The sequence below is a fragment of the Acetobacterium bakii genome, assembly GCF_001263355.1.
Classification (GTDB): Bacteria; Bacillota; Clostridia; order Eubacteriales; family Eubacteriaceae; genus Acetobacterium; species Acetobacterium bakii.
Genome location: NZ_LGYO01000007.1, coordinates 86,689 through 108,011 on the forward strand (window position 1 = coordinate 86,689; position 21,323 = coordinate 108,011).

The window sequence follows — 21,323 nt, forward strand, 5'->3', positions numbered from 1 at the left end:
TTCTCTCTATTCAAATCTTAAAGTATCCCGAATCTCACTTAAAAAAGGCAATTGTTTGTCCTTTTCTGAAAGCAGAGGCTCATTGATACCTTCCAGCGGCCACTTCACACCAATTGTAGGGTCATTCCAGCGTACTCCGCCGTCGTATTCCGGGGCATAAAGGTTGGTGCACTTATAATTAAACACCGCTTCATCGGAGACGACCAGAAAACCGTGGGCAAAGCCCTCCGGCACATAAAACATGGTTTTGTTTTCCGCGGTTAAAAGCACTCCGGCCCATTGTCCATAGGTTGGCGAACCTTCCCGAAGATCAACCCCCACATCAAACACTTCGCCCTGAGTAACCCGTACCAGCTTACCCTGGGAAAACTTGCGTTGAAAGTGGAGGCCGCGCAGAACCCCTTTACTTGATTTCGATTCATTGTCCTGGACAAATTTCATCGTCAGTCCAGCCTCATGAAATTCCTCTTCATTATAAGTTTCCATGAAATAGCCGCGCTCATCCCCAAAAACTGAGGGTTTAACAATCACCAGGCCTTCTATTTCCGTTTTAATTACATTTATTTTTGACATATTGTCTCCTATTTTTCCTTGGAACACTGGATCAGGTACTGTCCATACGCTGTTTTCTTCAATGGTTCCGCCAGCTTTAATAACTGGTCTCGGTTAATGAAACCACGTAGGAAGGCGATTTCCTCAATACAGGCCACATAAAGCCCCTGCCGTTTTTGAATGGTCTCCACAAAATTCGAAGCTTCAATCATACTATCATGGGTTCCGGTATCCAGCCATGCCATCCCCCGACCAAACAGTTCAACTTTCAGGTTGCCCTGTTTTAAGTAGGCTTCATTCACCGTGGTGATTTCCAGTTCACCCCGGGCCGAAGGTTTAATACCTTTGGCGATTTCAACAACGGTGTTGTCGTAAAAATATAATCCGGGAACTGCAAAATTGGATTTTGGCTCAGTGGGTTTTTCTTCAATGGAAAGCACGGTTCCGTCTTTTGCAAATTCGACCACACCGTAGCGCTCGGGATCCGTCACCGGATAACCAAAGATTACTGCGCCGTCGGTGAGCTCAGCCGCTTTTCTGATGGCTCCGGTAAAGCCATGACCGTAGAAGATGTTATCCCCTAAAACCAGGGCAACCTTGTCGTCACCGATGAATTTTTCGCCAATAATAAAGGCCTCTGCCAGTCCGTTGGGAGCATCCTGAACTTCATAGGAAAAGTTAAGTCCTAACTCTTCTCCTGAGCCAAAAAGCCGTTCGAACATGGGAAGGTCATGGGGCGTTGAAATGATTAAGATATCCTGAATCCCTGCCAGCATCAGCGTAGCTAAAGGGTAATAAATCATGGGTTTGTCGTAAATGGGCAATAATTGTTTGGATACCACCCGGGTAATGGGATAAAGTCGTGTGCCGGATCCTCCGGCTAAAATAATACCTTTCATGGTTGCCTCTTTCCTGCTTCCTATTGTAATTTTTCCAGATACTCTGCCAGGGATACCTGCCAGGGTCTGAAATGATTCATCTTTAAATCGTTGAGTGCTTTATTTTCCAGAACCGAATATTTGGGCCGTGGCGCCGGGCGCACAAACTGCTCTGAAGTCACCGGTTCCACCGGGATTTCAATTCCCGACAGTCTGAAAATTTCCAAAGCAAAATCATACCAGCTGCACTGGCCTTCACAGGTGCCGTGGTAAAGTCCATAATGCTCGGTCCCGATTAAATCGATGATGGCAGTGGCTAAATCAACGGTGCTGGTCGGGGATCCGACCTGGTCGTCAACCACGGTAAGTTTGGGATGTTTACCGGCCAGATCCAGCATGGTTTTGACAAAATTATTACCATCGCCGTAGAGCCAGGCGGTGCGGACAATAAAATATTTAGGTGCAATTTTCGATACCGCCTTTTCACCGACGGCTTTACTTTCGCCGTAAACCGTTTTCGGATCAACCGGATCGGTTTCGACATAGGGACGCAATACGCCATTTTCAACAATGCCGGCACCGTCAAAGACGTAATCCGTGGAAACCTGAACCAATACAATATCCAGATCCCGAGCAATTTCCGCTAGCTTTTCAGGGCCGGAGCCATTAATATTCATGGCCAGATCTCTTTGGGTTTCGCAGCCGTCCACATTGGTCAGAGCACCGCAATTGATGATCACCGTCGGCTGTTCTTTTTCGATGATTTCTGTAATCTTTTCTTTATTTGTGATATCAAATTCCGGAATGTCATATCCAACATGAAAAATCTTTTTTTCACTCAGTTGTTGGGTAAGTTCTCTGCCGAGTTGCCCATTACATCCTGTTAATAAAACTTTCATATTTCACCTTATTTCATTGTTATTTTTTCTTTTTCTGGTCATAAAAATTCAGTGTCATTATACTTCAAATTCGAGAATAAGTCTATTTTTTTCTTGGTTCTGAAGATTTCCTATGTTTTTTTAAGGAATATTATGATATTATATCAAAGCATGATTTATTACCATAAAGTGAAAGGAATCTTTATGAAGAAAAAAATAATCCTGGTAGTCCTAGTTCTGTTGGTTTCACTGATTGGCACTGGATTGGTTTATGGTTTCAACACCCTTAGCCAACTCAATGAAATTGTTGCCGAACCGAAACTGGATAAAACCGATTTAAAAGTAAATAACGATTTAGATATTGACACCGTCAATATCGCTGTCTTTGGCATTGATGGCCGAAGTGATGTAGACGGGGATCGCGCTGACACCATTATGGTTTTAAGCATGGATTTTAGAAATGGCACCGTCAAAGTAACCTCAATCATGAGGGATTTAATGGTTCAAATCCCGGCAACTGACGATACCTATGAAAGCTTTGACAAAATCAATGCTTCCTATGCCTATGGCGGACCTGAGCTGACAGTAAAAACCTTAAACGAAAACTTCGATCTCAATATTACCGACTATGTAGTAGTTAATTTTGATGCCATGGTGGATACTGTGGATGCCCTTGGCGGGGTCGAAATCGATGTTAAAAATGAAGACGTACTTGAATGGACCAATAAATACATTGATGACGTGAACGACAAAGTGGGAAAATCGGATCCCAAGCTTGAAGCCATTGGCCCCCAAACCGTAACCGGTGTCCAGGCCCTGGCCTATGCCCGAAATCGCTTTAGTGATGACGACTTTGGACGTACCGAGCGACAGCGGGAAGTAGTGGGACAGATTGCCAAAAAGGGATTCCAGATCGATGCATTGACCGGGGTTAATCTTTTAAGCAAAGTGTATCCCTATGTGAAAACCACCCTTTCCATAAAAGAGCTTACCACCTACGCCAAAGCCTTTTTAGAGTCGACCGATAAGGAGTTTTTGGAATTCCGGGTTCCGACCGATAAATTTGTTACTGATGCGATGATTAACAATGTCTCCTATGTGATCCCAAATTCCCTGGCTGATAATGTGATTGCACTCCATGCCTTTATTTACGGACCCAAACAAACTCAAGTCGCCGCTGACGATACCAGTACCAGCACAAGTGGGACAAGCAGCTCCAGCAGCACAGGCACTACCAACAGCTCCAGCAGCAGTTCCTACACCCCTTATGTACCAACAGACCGGGTAATGGAAATCAGTGATGCCATTGCCTATTATGCCGGCTCATCGCCCAGTGTGACAACCAATACCAATAATTCTGAAAGTACCTATTCGGAAACATACTCTGAAACAACCAATGATACCACTTATAATAACAACACCACCGAAACCAAAACCAAAGAACCGATCAATTACGATAACACATCCAATGATCCCATTGTTTCGGATCCCATCGTTTCAGATCCCATCACCAACAGTCCGACCACAACCGAGCCGGTCACGGCTAATCCTGATTCTGAAACCACCGCCAATTAACCTATTTTGCTAAAAGTCAACAGGCGTCACCTCACAATGAGGTGACGCCTGTTTTGTTTGCAAACCCGTCCTGAGGACAATGGTAAATCGTTGTGTGCTGCAAGATCGTACAGGCTAGGGCCTGTTCGCCTTGATGCACACAACTGATGTTACGATTGCCCTCAGAACTCACTTTTCTGCTTTTTCAACAGAGGGAATGACCTTGCAATGAGGTGACGCCGATTGTATTTCTGACTCGTTTAGCCGTTAATCAGCTCAGTGACCAGTTGCTTAAGAATGGCCTTCTTTTCTTCAGCTTCTTCAGCGGTTTTCCCGGTGACTGAAAAATAGATTTTAAGCTTGGGTTCTGTTCCTGACGGCCGCAGGGCAAACCAGGAATAATCATCAAAAATAAATTTTAATACATTGGATTCGGGCAGTTCAATTTCAGTTTTCCGGGCATTAACCAAATCATCACTAACCCGGGTTTGATAGTCGTTAAACTTAACCAGTTTTGCATTGGCAAAGCCGGGGAAATTCAAGGTTCTGAATTTTTCCATAATCTCAATGATTTTGGCCTTCCCGGTAATGCCTTCAAGAGTCAGTGCCATAACGTCCTCTACAAAATAGCCATGCTTTTCATAGAGCGCAATCAGCGCGTCCTGGAGCGTGAGGCCCTGCTTCTTATAATAATCGGTCATTTCGCAAACCAGTGCCGACGCCACCACCGCATCTTTATCACGGGCATGGTTCCCGGCCAAATAGCCATAACTTTCTTCGTAGCCGAACACAAAGGTATATTCTTTGGTGTTTTCTAATTCAGTGGCTAATTCGCCGATATATTTAAAACCAGTGAGCACATCCATTACCGCAGCACCATGGCTTTTGGCTACAATTCCCCCTAACTCGCTGGTGACGATGGTTTTAACCACCAATTTATTTTCCGGTAAATCTGTTCGGGTTTTTAAATAGTAGTCCACCAACAAGGCGCCGGTTTGATTTCCGGTAAAAAACACGTATTCCCCTTTGGCATCTTTTGCGATGACACCAACACGGTCCCCATCGGGATCCGTTCCGATAATCAGATCTGCATCTTTCTCCTGCGCCAATTTTATGGCCAGCGTAAACACCGCCGGATCCTCGGGGTTGGGATAGGGTGCCGTGGTAAAATCGCCATCAGGCAGCTCCTGCTCTTTTACCACAAACACATCTTGATAGCCCAGATCCGAAAGAACCCGCCTCACGGGTTTGTTTCCGGCACCATGAAGAGGTGTAAACACCACTTTCAGCTGACTATCGGGGTTTGGCAAACACACCGATTCAACAGCTTTCGAAAAAGCCAGATCCATTTTTTCCCCCACCATAGCAATGATCCCCTGGTTTAAACCTTCTTTTAAGGTCATGGTTGGAATGTCAAAGCTGTCCTTTACTGTCGCAATTTCCGCAATGAGGGCGTCTGCTGATTCAGTGACCATTTGGCCGCCATCAGGACCATAAACCTTGTAGCCATTATATTCCTTCGGATTATGGGATGCGGTAATGACAATCCCCCCGGCGGCATTAAGCTGTCGCACAGCAAAGGAAAGCTCTGGAGTTGGTCGGAGCTCTTCAAAAAGGTAGGCCATCAAACCCATTTTACCCAAAACCCCGGCGGCGGTTTCTGCAAACTCACGCGACTTATGCCGTGAATCATAGGCAATAACTACACCTTTTTCACAGTTTTGGATGTTCTTCTTTAAAAGATATTGTCCAAAACCCCGGGTTGCTTTGGCCACAGTATAAATATTCATCCGATTGGTACCGGGGCCGATTTTTCCACGCATGCCCCCAGTGCCAAATTCCAGGTCTGTATAAAAACAATCTTCAATTTCTTTTTCATCGGTCAGGTTTTCCAGTTCCTGCCTTAGTCCCTGGTCCAGATTCGATTGACTGAGCCAAAGCTCACGTATTTTTTTATAATCCATTATGTTCCCTCCCTATGCTTTTCTTTAGCTTCATTATAACCCCTAACCCTTTTAGGATTCAAGAGTAAATAACGCCTTCAACTTTAATAAATTGCAATCCAATCATGATCTGAGACGACTTAAAAAAGGAAGCGAATTTCTCCGCTTCCTTTTTCTTAGTTAATTAAATGTTATTTTTACTTTAAACAGCTGGTACATCAAATCCGCGAATAACTGCTCCGGCATTGGAAGGATCAGCAATTTCAGTTACATGGAACTTCACATCTGCATAACCGCCTGCTCTAACGAGACCATCATTGTTAATTACAGCACGGTTCTGGCTTTCAATAGTAACAACGAAACCGTCTCCGTATGCCTGATCAACAATATTTTGTGCGATCGTTAATACATTGGAACCAACAAATACAGGTCCGATGCTATCTTTCGTAATTGATTGAACCACAACAACCGCATTGACAACTAAGTTATCCTGTGCAGCTAGAAGATTGGCTGTTGCTGTGTCATAATCAGCCTGGTCAGATCTTTTATTGTTATCTACCGCAACACCAGCATCAAATGCCGCTTGGTATGCACACCAGGTATTAGAACTGTAGTTATCTGCGTTAGGTTCTAATACTAAATAAGCTTCCATAGCTGCATCAAATAGGGTTCTGTCGATTGCTACTAAATCACTTTGTAAGCCAAGAATCATACCTGTTGCAAAGTCTACATCACTTTGAAGTTTTGTAGTTTCAGCAAGATTTCGGTAAACTTCAGTAGCTCTTACAAAATGATAGAAAGATTGTTCTGTGTAAACTCTTCTTCCGGTTATTGGGTCTGAATTATCATTTGTAATTGGTAAAATAGCTTCATGATAAGCTGTGTAATCCAAGGTCATTACCAATTTTGCTTTCTTATCAGCAATTTGCGCTGCGGCGAAATCAACCGTTACTTGAGCGCTGTCTTTGGTTATGCTAGATACCCATACGCCATCGTGATTAAAGCATGCCCACTTGTTTACTGCCCAAGCATAATCATCCCAAGTTCTATTGGTATAAACGCCACTTGAATTGTCTCCACCCATTGCCACATAAATTGAAACAGCGTCATTAAATGCGGTGAGATCAGCAGCCGCCACTAAATTCTTTTGTGCCGCCAGAATATTAGCGGTTGCTGTGTCAACTTGTGCTTGGGTATTGTCTCTTGTCACTACATTTGTTAACACAACCACTTGATAGAGTTTCCATGAGTCGGTTGTAAAATTGTCTTCAGTAGCAGCTGCCAATGCGGCATTGTAAGCATCCATATTGGCAAATAAAACTAATTTTGCCTGAGCATTTACAATATTCATTGTTGCTAAATCAACTTCTGCCTGAGTATTATTTACAGTTACAACATTTGCGTTTACAACTGCCTGATACTCAGCCCAACCTGATTTCACCTGATCTTCTGTTACTGCTGCAAGTGCGGCATTGTAAGCCGTTAAATCAGCCAGTTTTACAATTTTAATTTCAAGACCTTCTAATCTTAAACTTTGACCTGTAGTACCTGCGATTGCTCCGTCAGATACCCATTCCTGCCAGCCAATGTCTTGAACATGAACCCGATACATTACGGAATAGCCCGGCATGTTTTCAAGAGTAATGTGGATTGCTTCCAAACGTAAGCTCATTCCCTCGGTTCCGGCCAGCTGTCCATTGAATCGATCCGGTTTTTGGTCGCCAATGTTCTGTACATGTACAAAATAATTGATTTTTGCATTTGTTGGTGCATTGACAAGATTAATTTCCGTTGCCTCTAATCGAAGACTTTGACCCGATGTGCCTGCCATTGTTCCATTAGACACCCAACCCTGGGACCAGCCAATGTTTTGAATGTGTGCTCGATAAGTAACTCCGACATCAGAATTAGCTGCAAATGCACTTCCTGAGAAAAACAGTGCAACCATCATAATCACTGTGAATAAGCTAATCGTAAATTTTTTCATTTTAAATCTCCTTTTTTTTATTTTTTTACGTTGTGGTGCAATTCTAAAAAGTAAGCAACGGAAACTATTTTTTTCTTTTTCTTTCCTCTAATATTGCTACCCCCTCCTTAGTTCTTCTTTGGGTCACTGTTATCCTCCTTCCTTACCAACGAATCACGTCAAATAACTCTATAGCGAATTGTTACCCGAAATAAATATAAACTAACGAATTACCATAAAAAAATATGTTTTTTTTCAATATTTTAAAAATCTATTTTTTTACGATATTCCACCTTGTTGCTTTTATCGGCTTTTATTTTTTCATTGAATTTTTTGAAAAAAAAAAACAGCCTCAGTAAGTCTGAGACTGTTTCGAAATAGCGGTAATATATTCATATTTTTATCTAGTCAATCTTATACCCCATTGCTTGTAAATGCATTGATCGTTGCTCCCGGTGCCGGGGAACCTGCGGGGACGATCTGAATTTCAATGGCTTCCAATCGGTAAGCAAAACCGGTGGTGCCTGAGCTGGCACCATTTTTGGCCCAATCCTGCCAGCCGATATTCTGAGTATGAACCCGATAGTAAATATCAAATCGACCCGCATCTTTTCCGGTAAGTTTGATATTTATGGCTTCCAGACGCAGGCTCGCACCAGACGTACCGCTTATATTTCCATTATCGGCCCAATAATCCTGCCAGCCGATATTTTCAACGTGGGTCTGATATGCTATTCCCAGGTCATACCCTTTATTATCAACCTGAATTTCAATGGCTTCCAGACGTTTCGAAAGACCATATGTTCCGCTGATCTCCCCTGCCTGTTTCCATCCCTGCCAGCCAATGTCCTGAATATGGGTTTGATACGAACAGCCGATCTTTTTTTCGACCACTGCACCTAAACCAGTACACGCAGCATTTCCAAACTGATCATAAGCATAGATATGAATTGTATATGTGCCTCTTTCATTATTGTGATCGCTGTATAAGACCCGATATGTGGCTGTATTACCATTGACTGTTCCGGTATACCAAATCAGGTCATTTTGTCCACCTTCATCTGTCCATGTCGGGAACATGACTCGATTGATGCCGGACCCTACATCAGATACCTGACAGCTTACCGTAAAACCTTCATCGTCAATATCCGTAATTTGTGGGTTGGAAATGGCCGGCGGTGTCGTATCGCCGGTATCCTCCGAAAATTCCCCGATATAAATATAACCCTGGAATCCGCCCACCGATATTTCATCTTCAGACCCGATGGTATAGGTCGTGGTGTAAAATAACGCCCCGCTCCAGGCGGACTCCGAAATAGTCACCGTATTTCCTGAGATTGCCTCGACAACGGCAACATGGCCGCAGGAACTGCCATCCCAGCATACAATGGCGCCCAGTTTAGGCGTCGACCCATAGGAATAGATATTTCTACTTAAATTATAATCCCAGAACTGATTGGCATTGCCATTGCTTAAACTGGGTTTAGACCCCAGTATTTCATAGGCTCTTCCCCAGGCATAGGCGGTACAATTGGGCATGCCGTATCCCGACTGATAGAAAATATTTTTTTCATAGTAATAATCATTATCTGTACTCGGCGCAGAAAGCCTTGAAGTAAAGACAGATGCTGTTTTGAGAGAATTGCTCTCGATATTCTGCTCCTGACTCCCGTCATCGGTTGCAAAATCCCCTGGCAGCATCTCCCGACTTTCCACAACTGCTTCGACATTTGCCGTGTTTATTGCCACATCGCTTCCACTGTTATCGTTTTCTTCGGCCAATACACTACCCGGCAAAATCCCCATAACCAGAATCAAAACAAAACATAACCATGCCCTATTATCAGCCCCTCTTTTCATTGATCCTCCCTCATTCTTATTAGTAGTTTTTAACCTTAATCCATAATATGTTATCGGCTCAATTCGGTCAAAATTGTTCGGCTTTGATAACCAAATCAATCTTTTTTTAATTTCGCCTAACTTAGACTTTATTATCATTTTGTTGTAATTTGTTACATAAATTTTACACTTTATTCGTAACTTTTGCAATGATTTATTTTAATATTTTGAAAGTAAATTGGAAGCTGTGAAAGCCATGGGAACGTCTCCAGGATTGATCTTACTGAGACGAAAGCGCTACTGAATGGCGTCTCATAATTAGCCGGATAAAAAACAGCGTTGAAAGTTATTAATCTTTCAACGCTGTCTTTCGCTGTTTTAAGCCCTTCGGATTTTCATATTATCCTGTTACACTGTGACTATAATATCGGCGATTGTAATGATATAGCTGCTTTGAGTGCTTTCCACCCTCAAAGTAATTGTTACCTTGTCACCATTTACTACTCCAGTTTGATCCACACCAACATTAGCGGGTGCAGGTGGCGCGGTAACAATTTCTACTGAAAATGCGGTCCCGTGTTCTGGCGTAAGCAACGCCTGTGCTCGTTCGACTAAATTAGTATTTTTAGTAACGCCGGCTGCTTCCAGTGTTTCTTTAGTGATCAACCGACTTGCATATTCTGCTGTTGTTTTGAAATCCTCTGTTGGTACCAGTGTTTCTCTCAACGCTTGTAAAGCAATTGTCGCGTCATTATATTCTTTCTGCGTATTGTTTTCAGGCTTTAATTTCGTTGTAGGCCTTTCATAACAATCAATGTATTTATTTTTGTAGAGCGTCCATGAAGCAACAGTATAATTAGCGGATTTTGGTTTCAGAGCTTCATAACGCTGTATTTCTGCATTAAAGACGGCCGTGTCTGTTGCTCTTTTTAGTAATGCTAACTTCATCGTATCGATCCGTTTTGTTGCCGCATCAACCAGATCTTTGGCCGCTTTGATGCGAACTGGAAATTGATTATAAGCATAATTCCGTTCAGCATTATAAGATGCATAGGATAACACTGTAAAACTAGTTTCTACTGTTCCCGTCGAAAGCTGGATGGCTTCATCATATGCCGCAAAACTTGCAGTTAAGCTTGCACTGCTTGAGATCAGTTTATTTTTCGCATTATTAATAACCAATGTTGCATCATCAACAGATTTTTGATCGCTTGCCGCGGTAATTGCTTTGGGTATCCATTCCCCGGAAACAGCTTCAAAGTCAGCAAAATGGCTTACCCAATTCGCATATTCGTCCCAGGTCACTGGCGTGGCCAGGCTGGCAATTGATCCGCTTAACTGGATATTTTCCTGATAAAGTTTAATCGCATCTTTAAAAGCAGTGATATCGGTTGAATAAACAAGATTTTTCTGAGCATTCTCAATATTTACCGTCGCAGTATCAACATCTTCCTGAGTATTATCCTTGGTCTTTAAATTCTTGGTGATAACCCCCAGATAGGTTTTCCATGAGTCGACGGTAAAATCAGCCTGCTTTCCTTTTGTTTCTTTTCCCTGATAATTGTCCAGAACCTCATTATAATAGGTCATCCTCGCTGCGGGATTCATCAGCAGGCTAACCTGCGCTTGTTTTATTCGTGCAACTGCCATATCGATCTCAGCCTTCTTGTTTTCAGTAGTCATAATATTTGCGCTGAGAGCTATCTGATACGTTGACCAAGCCAAGGTTTTGTAATCATTCTGTTTGCCATTATAAAGATTGAACACGGTATTATATTCTGCCGTATCCCCCTTAGGCACCAAATCGCCTTGAGCAATTTTTATATTATTGACGGCCTTATCCAGTTCATCCCTGGATTTTTCTTTGGTCAGCTGATTTGCCGCCAATATCTTTTTATAAATCGTCCAGGAAGCGACTGTTTTCTCATCTTCTTTCACAATATCAAGCACTTTAAGTGCATCGGCAAGCTCTGCCGCGGTGGCTCTTTTTTCCAGTTTTTCCTGAGCTATTTTTATATTCTCAACGGCCGCATTAATCTGCTCCTGGGATTTATCAGTTGTCATCGCATTTGTATCCAGAATCTTTTGATAGACCGCCCAGGTTGCTGGCGTATAGTCTTCTTTCTTAGCAAGCAGCAAGGCTGCCCGATAACCATCAGCCAGATCAAGACTTCCTTTTTTGACCAATAATCCCTGGGCATCTCTGATTTTCTCGGTGGCCGGATCAATCGCGGTCTGGCCTTTATCTCCAGTCATAACATTTGCTTTGACGATATTTTGGTAAGCAGTCCAGGATGCCGAAGTATTATCTCCAGCTTTTACAAGTGCTAACACGGCTAAATAATTTGTCAAATCGCCAGCCTTTACAAGCTTTTTCTGAGCAGGCTCAATTTTCTCGGTGGCCGCATCAATGGCGGGCTGACCATCAGCTGGAATCACCACATTAGCATCCACAATCTGCTGATAAGCTGCCCAGGAAGCTGTGGTATAATCTGTTCTGAGCATTGGCTTGCCTAAAATCTTATTATATGCCAGAGCCTTGTTATAATTGTCCATAATCCCAATTCCAACCAGACTTTGCTGCGCTTCCAAAATTTTTGCCGTCGCCGCTTCAACCACTTCTGCTTTACTGGTTTGGGTGACCACATTGGCCTGTACAACCTTTTGGTAAACGGACCAGGATGCTGTGGTATAATCGTCTTTATTGACCCCATCAACAGCGGCATTATAATAGGTTAAATCTGCCTTTATAACCAGTTTTTTCTGAGCCGTTTCAATTTTTTTAATGGCTTCTTCGACGTCTGTTTGATTGCCATCTTCGCTAACCTTATTGGCATTTACAATTTTTTGATACGCGGTCCATGATGATTTAACATAATCTTCCTCTTTAACAGCAGCTAGCAGGGCATCGTAGGCACTAAAGTCAAATTTACGAACCATTCTTTTCTGGGCTTCGTCTATATTTTTAGTGGCGGCATTAACCTCAGTTTGCGTATTATCTTCTGATACTACCGTTGTCGTTAATAATTTTTGATATGCTCCCCAGGAAGAAGCTGAATAATCAGCATTTCTTACCGCTGCCAGGGTTTTATTATATGCCGTTAAATTTACTTTTCGCTGCAAACTCTTTTGCGCTTCAACAATATTTTTTGTCGCCGTAACAATCTGATCCTCAGTATTATTGAGATCAACCGCATTCTGACTTAGCACAGCTTCATAGACAGCCCATGTTGCCGGAGTATAATCCACTTCATTAACCGCCGCTAAGGCAGCTTTATAAGCTGTCAGATTTCTACCTCTGACAAGATTTTCCTGAGCGGCTAAGATATTTTTTGTTGCCCCTAGAATATCAGCCTTTGGATTATCTTCCGTCATCTTATTGGCATCAGCCACTTTTTTATAAGTTGCCCAGGATTCAGCCGTATAGTTTGATTCCGTAACTGCTGCTAATGCCTTTTGATAAGCTTCATATTCCTCATTTATTTCGACCAGTTTAATTTTAAGGCCTTCCAGACGAAGACTCTCATTTTTAGTACCGGCTGCTTCACCACCACTAAACCAGGCATTAACATCATTTTCATTTCTAAGCCAGCCTCTATCTTCAACCTGAACATTATATTTTAAACGATATTCTGGTAGATTATTTAAAGTAAGCGTGACACTTTCCATCCTTAAAGCCCTACCCTCGGTTCCGGCCTTTTGACCCATTGCAATTGGTTTTAAGTCTCCAAGGTCTTGAACATGGGTAACCGTTGTAATAGTAGCGCCTTTCGGTAAACTACCTGTGAGCTGAACAATGATGGCTTCCAGACGTTTTGACTGATTAACCGTTCCTGAAAGTTCCCCATTACTTTTCCAATTCATTTCCCAACCAATATCCTGAATATGGGTTTTGTACTGCACTCCTGGACTCGTTGCTACCTTAGCCTCTATGCCTGATGCAAAGGCACTGGATGGGCAAATGACCGACATCAACAGCACCGTTGATAATATTGACTTCGTTATTTTTTTCAAATTTTTTACCTCCGTTTTCTCGTTATCGTCAAGCCCTGATCGTTAGGGCTTAAAATCGCTTGCTGAATCTTTATTTTACACTCTATCAGCCAATTTTGCACTGAATAAAAAATATTTTTGAATCATTTGTTCATTATTTCGCCCATCCATTTAGCACAACTATAGAACAATCGATCTCTTTACTATGTTTATCGTCAAAATACTTTGTTTCTTTAGTTGAAAAATTTTACATTTCAATTGAAATACCAATTGAAATACAACTTGACAAGCTAGCGTTCATTAGCTACAATAAAGCTAACGAACGCTAGCTTGCTGTTTCTTGCAAGCATATTGAAAGGAGATCCCATGACAAAACGCAATACCAAAGAAATAATATTAGAGGAAGCCCTGAATCTGTTTTCGGTAAAAGGCTATCAGAGTGTGACGGTTAAAGAAATCGCCCATGCGGTGGGGATCAAGGACAGCTCACTCTATAAGCATTTTGCCAGTAAGCAGGCAATTTATGATACCTTGCTGGAACGGATGAATCAGAAATTTGAAGCGACCATAGCCTATTACCAGTTGCCCCAGGGCGAAATGGAAAGTGTTGCCCGGCAATATGGGAGCAATGATCTGGTCTGGCTTAAAAAAGCCTGTGAAGCGGTGTTTCTGTTTTTCCTGAAAGATCCTCAGGCATCGAAGTTTCGCCGGATGTTGACCATTGAGCAGTATCGAAATGATGATGCAGCCAAAACCTTGAGCAGCTGGTTTTTCGCTGATGCCATTCAGTTTCAGACCGATTTGTTTGGCGAAATGATCAGGCAGGGAACTTTCAGAGAAGGCCCAGCCCAGATCATCGCTTTGCAGTTTTACGGTCCGTTCTATACACTTTTATGTCAATATGACAATATGTCGGAAAAAGAAGCTGAAGCACTGGCCCTTCTAATGGCGCATATCGAACAGTTTGCGTCGATTTATCAAATAAGAAATGAGGAAAGCTGATGAATTTAAACAAAATGATGGATCAGGGAATCGCCCAAATCATGACAACTGCCCGACGATTCTATCTAAATAATGCAAAAGGACGGGCTTTTTTAATGGGCATTCTGCCGGAGATGGTAAAAAGCACCACCAGAAGAAAGCTACAGGAAAAAGAAGGCCTGCACGTGCCGCCATTTCTGATTGCCAGTATCACCTCCCAATGTAATCTGCATTGTGCCGGATGTTATGCCCGGGCTGGCGGAGGCTGCGGCACAACCATCAGCAAAGCGAATATGGAGGCCGATCAATGGGGAAATATTTTTGACCAGGCGTCAAGACTTGGTGTCGCATTTATTCTGCTGGCCGGAGGCGAGCCCTTTTTACGCCGGGATATTCTGGAGCTGGCCGGGGAGTACCCAAATGTGATCTTTCCGATTTTTACCAATGGGACGATGCTGGATGAGGAGACCATTGAGTTGCTTAACACCCATCGCAACCTGATCCCAATTCTCAGTATTGAAGGCAATGCCAGAGAAACCGATGCCCGCCGAGGGACGGGTACCCATGAGCAGATTGAAGCGGTTATGGCAGCCTTAAAAAAGCGAAAAATTCTGTTCGGGACATCCATTACGGTCACAAAAGAAAACATGGCCCTGGTTACGGAAAATGAATTTCTCAGCGCTCTGGAGGATAAAGGTTGTGGCGTGACCCTGTATGTGGAATATGTACCCGCAGAAGCAGGAACCGACTATCTTGTCCTGGAACAAGCTGAAATAAAACAACTTCAGGCGATTTGTCTTAAGCTGCGAAAATCCTTCCGTCGAATGGTGATCCTGTCCTTCCCCGGCGACGAGGAGGAAATGGGTGGTTGTCTGGCTTCCGGGCGGGGATTTTTTCATATCAATCCCTATGGCGATGCCGAGCCTTGCCCCTTTTCACCCCATGCCAAACAGAACCTGACCAGTGATTCGATGGAAGCCATTCTCCGATCCCAGTATTTTGCTGATCTCCGGGAGATTGCCGTAAGGGCCGGAAACCATGGCGGATGCACCTTGTTTGAGGTGAGCGATCAGGTGGAAAGCTTGTTCGCTTAAGCGATGGTTTAAAAACGCAACAGTTGTTAAATTAAAACAGCCCTAACTGTTTACTATATCAAAGCAATCAGTTAGGGCTGTTTTGTGTTTTTTGGGATCATGGGAACGTTTGTGTAGTATACGATGTGTAGCTTTTCCAATAATGCCTTTTGTAGTAAGCCAGTTGGGACGTCTTTTCCATGATTAAATGCGTCAGTAATCGTATTCTTTTATCGCTTTTTCGATAATGCGTTTCCCGATTCCTAATACCCTACTCAATTGTCGAATGCTCCCCCCGGTTGCCTGATGTATTGACTGGATACATTCGTTTCTTTCTGCCTTGGTTAAGTCCATTATTCCGGCATATCGCTGATTCTCTTTAATTAAAGCCTTGATATCGTCATCACTACATTTTACAAAAGTACTTACCTCAAGACAATGATCCTGATTATCTTCACATGAGAACTTTTCAAAATCGGAAAGCTGATTAAAATAACTTTGCATTAACTCAGCATCAATAGGAGTGATAATCCCATGATAGGCATCAAGATAGTTTCGATAACTACTCCATCTATACTCAGCCTGTGATGCTGCCATATGTGCCTTTAAGGGATTATTATGAATATAACGGCTAACGGTCAATAAATAGCGATCATCTTCCACTGGTTCACTATGATAACGGTTTTGAAATAAATGACCCTCTCTTCCATATTTTTGGTTGTGATATCGGACATAGCCAACCGTTATTCGTTTCATGCTGACTCCAATCTCTTCGCCTTCTTTCAGGAGCAAGTGGACATGATTATCCATCAAACAAAACGCATACAGTTTAAATTCTCCTGTTTCTTTAGCGCGTTTTAGTTTTTCCATAAAGAACATTTTGTCCTCGTCGTCCATAAATATGTTTCGGCTGTCGATCCCTTTCAACATCACATGATATATCCCCGTGGTACTTTTTATTCTTGCCTGCCTCGCCATTTTACACCTCCATTTCTTTTCATTATATCATCTTTCAAATAAGGTGACAAGTGAAACGTCCCCCATGTCTCACATAAAGAACATTTTGTCCTCGTCATCCATAAATATGTTTCGACTGTCGATCCCTTTCAGCATCACATGATATATTCCCGTGGTACTTTTTATTCTTGCCTGCCTCGCCATTTTACACCTCCATTTCTTTTCATTATATCATCTTTTAGATAGTGTGACAATTGAAACGTCCCCATGTCTCAAACGTCCCCACGTCTCAATAAAAAAGCCACACAAGGATTGCTCCCAGTGTGGCTCTTCCGGTTTCCTTCTAGTTTTACCTATTCAGGTGAATTAGAAAGGAATCACTTATTTCTTTTGTTCAGTATTAAACAACTAATACTTGAATTTCTGCGACTGTTAAATAAGAACCTTTAACTTCTGCCGCTGCTACTACTGCTGCGTTCGTAGCAACAAGATTAGTAGCGGTTACGCCTGTAATCTCTGCAGTTGTATAATCTGCAACTACTGCAGTTCCGTTATTAATAGCTTCAATCGCTGTATCAACACGTGTTGGTACAGTTTTCATTCCATCGATTGCTCCAGTTTTAGCAGTATTTACAGCTGCTATAGTTGTTGCTGCATCAATGTTTGTATCACCAATAGTTTTAATACCGGTTAAGCCTGTCCAGTTTTCTGCTGAGTACTCAGCTTGAGTATAAGTTGCTAATTCAGCTGTAAGTTCATCTTTAGCTGCTTTTTTAGCTGCTGCTAAATCAGCAAATGTCGTTACATCAACTTCAAATTGAAAGTCAACTGTTACAGTTTTACCATTGACTACAATTTCATCAACATAAACTGTGGCAGTACCATCAGCTTTAACTACGGTTATGGCATTTGCATTAGTTAATTCAAATATCGAATCAGTACCGTTTCCAATTACAGTGGTATTTGCAGATACTACTGAGAATGTATCACCTGCTGTAACATTTACAGCTTCGCCATCTTGAGTAACTTCAATCGCATTCTGCATTGCTGCAAATAAGGTGGTATAACCATCAATGGTTAATTCATCATCTATTTGATTGATTTCATAAGCTGCTTCAGTGTCAACAACCTGGAATGTTGTATTAACTACTTCTAATGTACCAACTTTTGCTGTTAATGTGTATGTACCCGTTTCAGTTACAACTAATTCAGTAGCTGCTTGTGTATTCTGGATACCTAAATTAACAGCAGCACCAGTTGCAGTTTCATCATTAGCACCGTCTTGGTCTTCGATTGCCCATGTAGCTGCTACGGCAGGACCTGTTTTAACGCCATTTGCATCTACTGGGAATACATTTAGTGAAGTGTTGTTAATGATCGTATCATCTTCAGCATTTACAAACAAGTCAATATTATCCAAACCTTCAAGTTTGTAGTTTTCAACGTCGCCAGATTCTACAATAGAAACTACAAGTGATTTAACAATAGTTCCATCTTCGCTTTCAACCTTTATGGTTGTTGTTCCGGTTTCGCCATCAACTGCTGTTAATTCTAATGCTAGAACACCAGCGGTAGTATCTTCGTCACCTGTTACATTAGATTCAACAGAATCGCCTGTTACGGTAACTGTTAATGTTTCTTCAGTTGCAGGGTCAATTGCTTCTTCATATTGATCAAGTAATTGAACATTCACGTCAGCTGAAACATCTACTGCTGGATTAATATTAAGAGCAGTAATTGCTGCATCATCTTGAGTTGGATCCTGGAATTCAAATCCGTCAAATTCAGGTGCTGCAACTACTTCGATGGTTACAACTTGTGTGATATCACCATTTTCTACTTTGATATCTGCAGTACCCACTTTACGTGGTGTTAACTTGCCTGTTGTTACATCAACAATGAGTAATTCAGGATCAAGTGATTCATATGTTATTTCGTTTAAATTTGCAACTTGTGCGCCATACTGATCTAAGAATAAGGCATCAAGCATTAAACCGTTTTGGCCTATTGCAATATCAGTATCTGCTTCAAAATCGTCAGCATTCCAAGCATCTAAATCTCCAACTGCTGCAGCTGTAACTGTGTATGCTGAAAATTCAGTTGCTTCTCCACTATTTGCAGTAATTTTAATTCTGTCGCTTTTAATGTCGCCAGCGACGATTTCAACAAATACTGAATGTCCGTTGGCAAGAGCGCCAATAGGGATTACACCAGCAGCATTAACGATATTATTAGTACTTTGTTGGAATACAACTGCTGTTGTATCTGTTACGTCAATACCTGTATCAGTTAATACTGTGTATTCAAGTTCATAAGCTTCAGCAGGGTTAATTGTTGCGCTTGAAGCTTTTATAACTGCAACTTCACCAACTACATAATCAAAGCTTCCTGTTGCTTTATTGGTAAGGAATGCGATTGACATATTATAAGTAGTTTCATCAACAAATGCATTGTAGAATGTTACTGCTGCAGATAAACCATCTTTAGCTAATTCTACCGATTTGATGTATTGTTTGTTACCATCTTCATTTGTAACAGTAATTGCGGATTTGTCTAAACCAACAACCTGATTGCTAAATTGTACGGTAGCAGTTGTAGGGTTAATAGCAGTTACTGCTGTTACGTTTGTTACTTTTACTAACTGAGCTTGAGCGTCAGTAATAGCTTTTGTTGCTGCGTCAACTTCTGCTTGCGTATCTGCTGCAGTTACAACATTATCATTGACAGCTTTTTCAAGAGCTGCATATGAAGCTGCTGTATAATCTGCTGCAACAACTTCTTCTGCTGCGCCTAAAGCTACATTGTAAGCAGTTAAATCAGTTGTTTTTACAATCTTAATGCTGATTGCTTCAATACGTTTGAATTCTCCTTGTGTTCCACATCTTGCTCCATCGGATACCCAAGCGGAATTACCGTAATCTTGAATATGTCCCATGTAAGACACTGAGTAACCTGGTAATGCATTACCATCAGCATCTACAAGTTTGATATAGATTGCTTCAATTTGTCTGCTTAATCCAACTGTTCCTGCAAAGTTAGGACCAGTAATCCAAGCTGAATCGCCTTGATCTTGAATATGCACTTTATATTGAATGGTTGCGCCTGCAGGAACATTTCCTGTCAGTTCGATGTTTAAACCTTCAATACGTTTGCTTTCGCCGGTTGTACCAAATTGATCAGCACCGGTTACCCAAGTACCTACTGGTTGAGGCATATTGCCGTAATCTTGAATGTGGCCCTTGTATTGAACCCCGATGTCAGTCGTTGCCGCTTGTGCGAACAATCCGGTGAATGAATCCCATGCTGATGTTTTGGTTTCGTCAGTTGCTGCAAGAGCACTTGATGTAAAAACCATCGAAAGCATCATCATGATTGCTAATAATTTTACTGTAATTTTTTTCACGTGAATTTTCTCCTCTTTGTTTTTTTTGATTTGATGTTCAAATTCCAGAAAAAAGCACTTTGCTCATTTCTAGCCGTTTCTTTTCCCTATTTTAACATTCCCCTCCTTCACTATGCTCAATTCCTCAATGATCCACCCTCCTTATACACAAGTTACCGCTTTTAAGGAGTTACCTACCTATTACTGGTATTAAAAATTTATTCTACCTAATATTACACCCAAATGCGTTTATTTGCAAACACTTTCGACTGTTTTTTTAATATTGTAACAGTTATAAACGCAACTTTTATTTATGTTGTAATTTATATACACATTAATGATAATTCAACTAATATTATTAGTTTTACTGTAGATAACATGCAAAAAGAACCGACTTCAACTTGCGTTGTTGCCGGTCCTTCTTTTTTGGTTAGTTATGAATCGGTTCATTTTTCTATTTGCTCATCAATTGTTCAAGGTACGCTCTAAAATCCGGTCCCAGCTGTTCATTTCTCAGGCCGAATTCCACGGTGGCCTGTAAAAAACCCAGCTTATCCCCGACATCGAAGCGTTTTCCGAGGAAATCATAGGCCAGCATTTTTTCCTGGGTGGCCAGCGTTTTCAGGCCGTCGGTGAGTTGAATTTCACCGCCGGCGCCGGTGCCGGTATGCTCGAGGATATCAAAAATGGCCGGGGTGATGATGTAGCGGCCGAGGATTGCCATGGTCGATGGGGCTTCGCCAACGGCCGGTTTTTCAACCAGATCATTGACTGTAAAAATCCGATCTGCCAGCCTTGTTCCCGACACAATGCCGTATTTATTCACCTGATCTTCCGGTACCTGCTGTACGCCGATGACGGACGCGCCATAGTTGTCGTAGACTTCAATCATCTGTTTCAGGGCCGGTTTGCCGTCATTGTAGACAATATCATCCCCCAGCACCACCGCAAAGGGTTCATTGCCGACGAATTCTCTGGCGCAAAGCACCGCATGACCCAGGCCTTTGGCTTCTTTCTGACGGACCGAGAAGATTTTGCCCATGTTGGTAATGGCTTCCACTTCTTCCAGCGCTTCCAGTTTCCCGCCGGCTTTTAACAAGGCTTCCAGTTCCGGAACCTTATCGAAGTGGTTGATGATGATTTCCTTATTGCGTCCGGTGATAATCAGGATTTCCTCAATCCCCGAGGCGATAATCTCTTCGATGATATATTGGATGGTTGGTTTGTCGACAATGGGCAGCATTTCCTTGGGCACTGACTTGGTTACCGGCAAAAACCGGGTACCCAGACCGGCTGCCGGAATAACGGCCTTTCTTACTTTTGTCAA

General features: G+C 42.2%; 13 protein-coding genes. 3 read left to right on the forward strand and 10 right to left on the reverse strand.

The window, feature by feature from the left end; translation table 11 throughout:
* Positions 1-6 precede the first annotated feature (6 nt).
* The 3 genes from rfbC to rfbD are packed head-to-tail and all read right to left on the reverse strand — an operon-like array spanning position 7 to position 2,329.
* Entirely contained in the window at positions 7-573 is a 567-nt protein-coding gene (gene rfbC, locus AKG39_RS02740; protein WP_050738825.1) for a dTDP-4-dehydrorhamnose 3,5-epimerase, read from the reverse strand.
* 8 nt (positions 574-581) lie between these two features.
* Positions 582-1,451: a glucose-1-phosphate thymidylyltransferase RfbA gene (gene rfbA / locus AKG39_RS02745; protein ID WP_050738826.1), complete on the reverse strand. Its 870-nt coding sequence runs from the start codon at positions 1,449-1,451 to the stop codon at positions 582-584.
* 20 nt (positions 1,452-1,471) lie between these two features.
* Positions 1,472-2,329 carry a dTDP-4-dehydrorhamnose reductase gene (gene rfbD / locus AKG39_RS02750; RefSeq protein WP_050738827.1) on the reverse strand — a complete coding sequence of 286 codons (858 nt, stop codon included), beginning with the start codon at positions 2,327-2,329 and terminating at the stop codon, positions 1,472-1,474.
* Between the two features lie 183 nt (positions 2,330-2,512).
* On the opposite strand from rfbD, the gene AKG39_RS02755 reads away from it, so the two are divergent.
* Complete coding sequence (locus AKG39_RS02755; RefSeq protein ID WP_160316136.1) at positions 2,513-3,883, forward strand: LCP family protein; 1,371 nt, start codon at positions 2,513-2,515, stop codon at positions 3,881-3,883.
* A 239-nt stretch (positions 3,884-4,122) separates the two neighbouring features.
* Here AKG39_RS02755 and AKG39_RS02760 read toward each other — a convergent pair whose 3' ends face one another.
* The 4 genes from AKG39_RS02760 to AKG39_RS02775 all read right to left on the reverse strand — a co-directional run bounded on the left by AKG39_RS02760 (position 4,123) and on the right by AKG39_RS02775 (position 13,624).
* On the reverse strand, positions 4,123-5,826 hold the full coding sequence (locus AKG39_RS02760; protein ID WP_050738829.1) for a phospho-sugar mutase: 1,704 nt from the start codon (positions 5,824-5,826) through the stop codon (positions 4,123-4,125).
* Between the two features lie 181 nt (positions 5,827-6,007).
* Complete coding sequence (locus AKG39_RS02765) at positions 6,008-7,792, reverse strand: Ig domain-containing protein (RefSeq protein ID WP_050738830.1); 1,785 nt, start codon at positions 7,790-7,792, stop codon at positions 6,008-6,010.
* Between the two features lie 393 nt (positions 7,793-8,185).
* Positions 8,186-9,631, reverse strand: coding sequence for a GBS Bsp-like repeat-containing protein (locus AKG39_RS02770; RefSeq protein ID WP_050738831.1), 1,446 nt, complete (start codon positions 9,629-9,631; stop codon positions 8,186-8,188).
* Between the two features lie 387 nt (positions 9,632-10,018).
* Complete coding sequence (locus AKG39_RS02775) at positions 10,019-13,624, reverse strand: hypothetical protein (RefSeq protein ID WP_050738832.1); 3,606 nt, start codon at positions 13,622-13,624, stop codon at positions 10,019-10,021.
* Positions 13,625-13,969: 345 nt separating this feature from the next.
* Here AKG39_RS02775 and AKG39_RS02780 point away from each other — a divergent pair, with 345 nt between their 5' ends.
* The gene (locus AKG39_RS02780; RefSeq protein WP_050738833.1) at positions 13,970-14,605 is read left to right on the forward strand and encodes a TetR/AcrR family transcriptional regulator; all 636 of its coding nucleotides are present in this window, start codon (positions 13,970-13,972) and stop codon (positions 14,603-14,605) included.
* Positions 14,605-15,678: a radical SAM/SPASM domain-containing protein gene (locus AKG39_RS02785; protein ID WP_050738834.1), complete on the forward strand. Its 1,074-nt coding sequence runs from the start codon at positions 14,605-14,607 to the stop codon at positions 15,676-15,678. The genes AKG39_RS02780 and AKG39_RS02785 overlap by 1 nt, the downstream gene beginning before the upstream one ends.
* 192 nt (positions 15,679-15,870) lie before the next feature.
* On the opposite strand, the gene AKG39_RS02790 is transcribed toward AKG39_RS02785, so the two are convergent.
* The 3 genes from AKG39_RS02790 to galU all read right to left on the reverse strand — a co-directional run bounded on the left by AKG39_RS02790 (position 15,871) and on the right by galU (position 21,323).
* Positions 15,871-16,635, reverse strand: coding sequence for a transposase (locus AKG39_RS02790; protein ID WP_050738835.1), 765 nt, complete (start codon positions 16,633-16,635; stop codon positions 15,871-15,873).
* 379 nt (positions 16,636-17,014) lie between these two features.
* A complete protein-coding gene (locus AKG39_RS02795; RefSeq protein WP_050738836.1) occupies positions 17,015-20,017 on the reverse strand; it encodes a hypothetical protein in 3,003 nt (1,000 codons plus the stop codon).
* 433 nt (positions 20,018-20,450) lie between these two features.
* On the reverse strand, positions 20,451-21,323 hold the full coding sequence (gene galU, locus AKG39_RS02800; protein WP_050738837.1) for a UTP--glucose-1-phosphate uridylyltransferase GalU: 873 nt from the start codon (positions 21,321-21,323) through the stop codon (positions 20,451-20,453).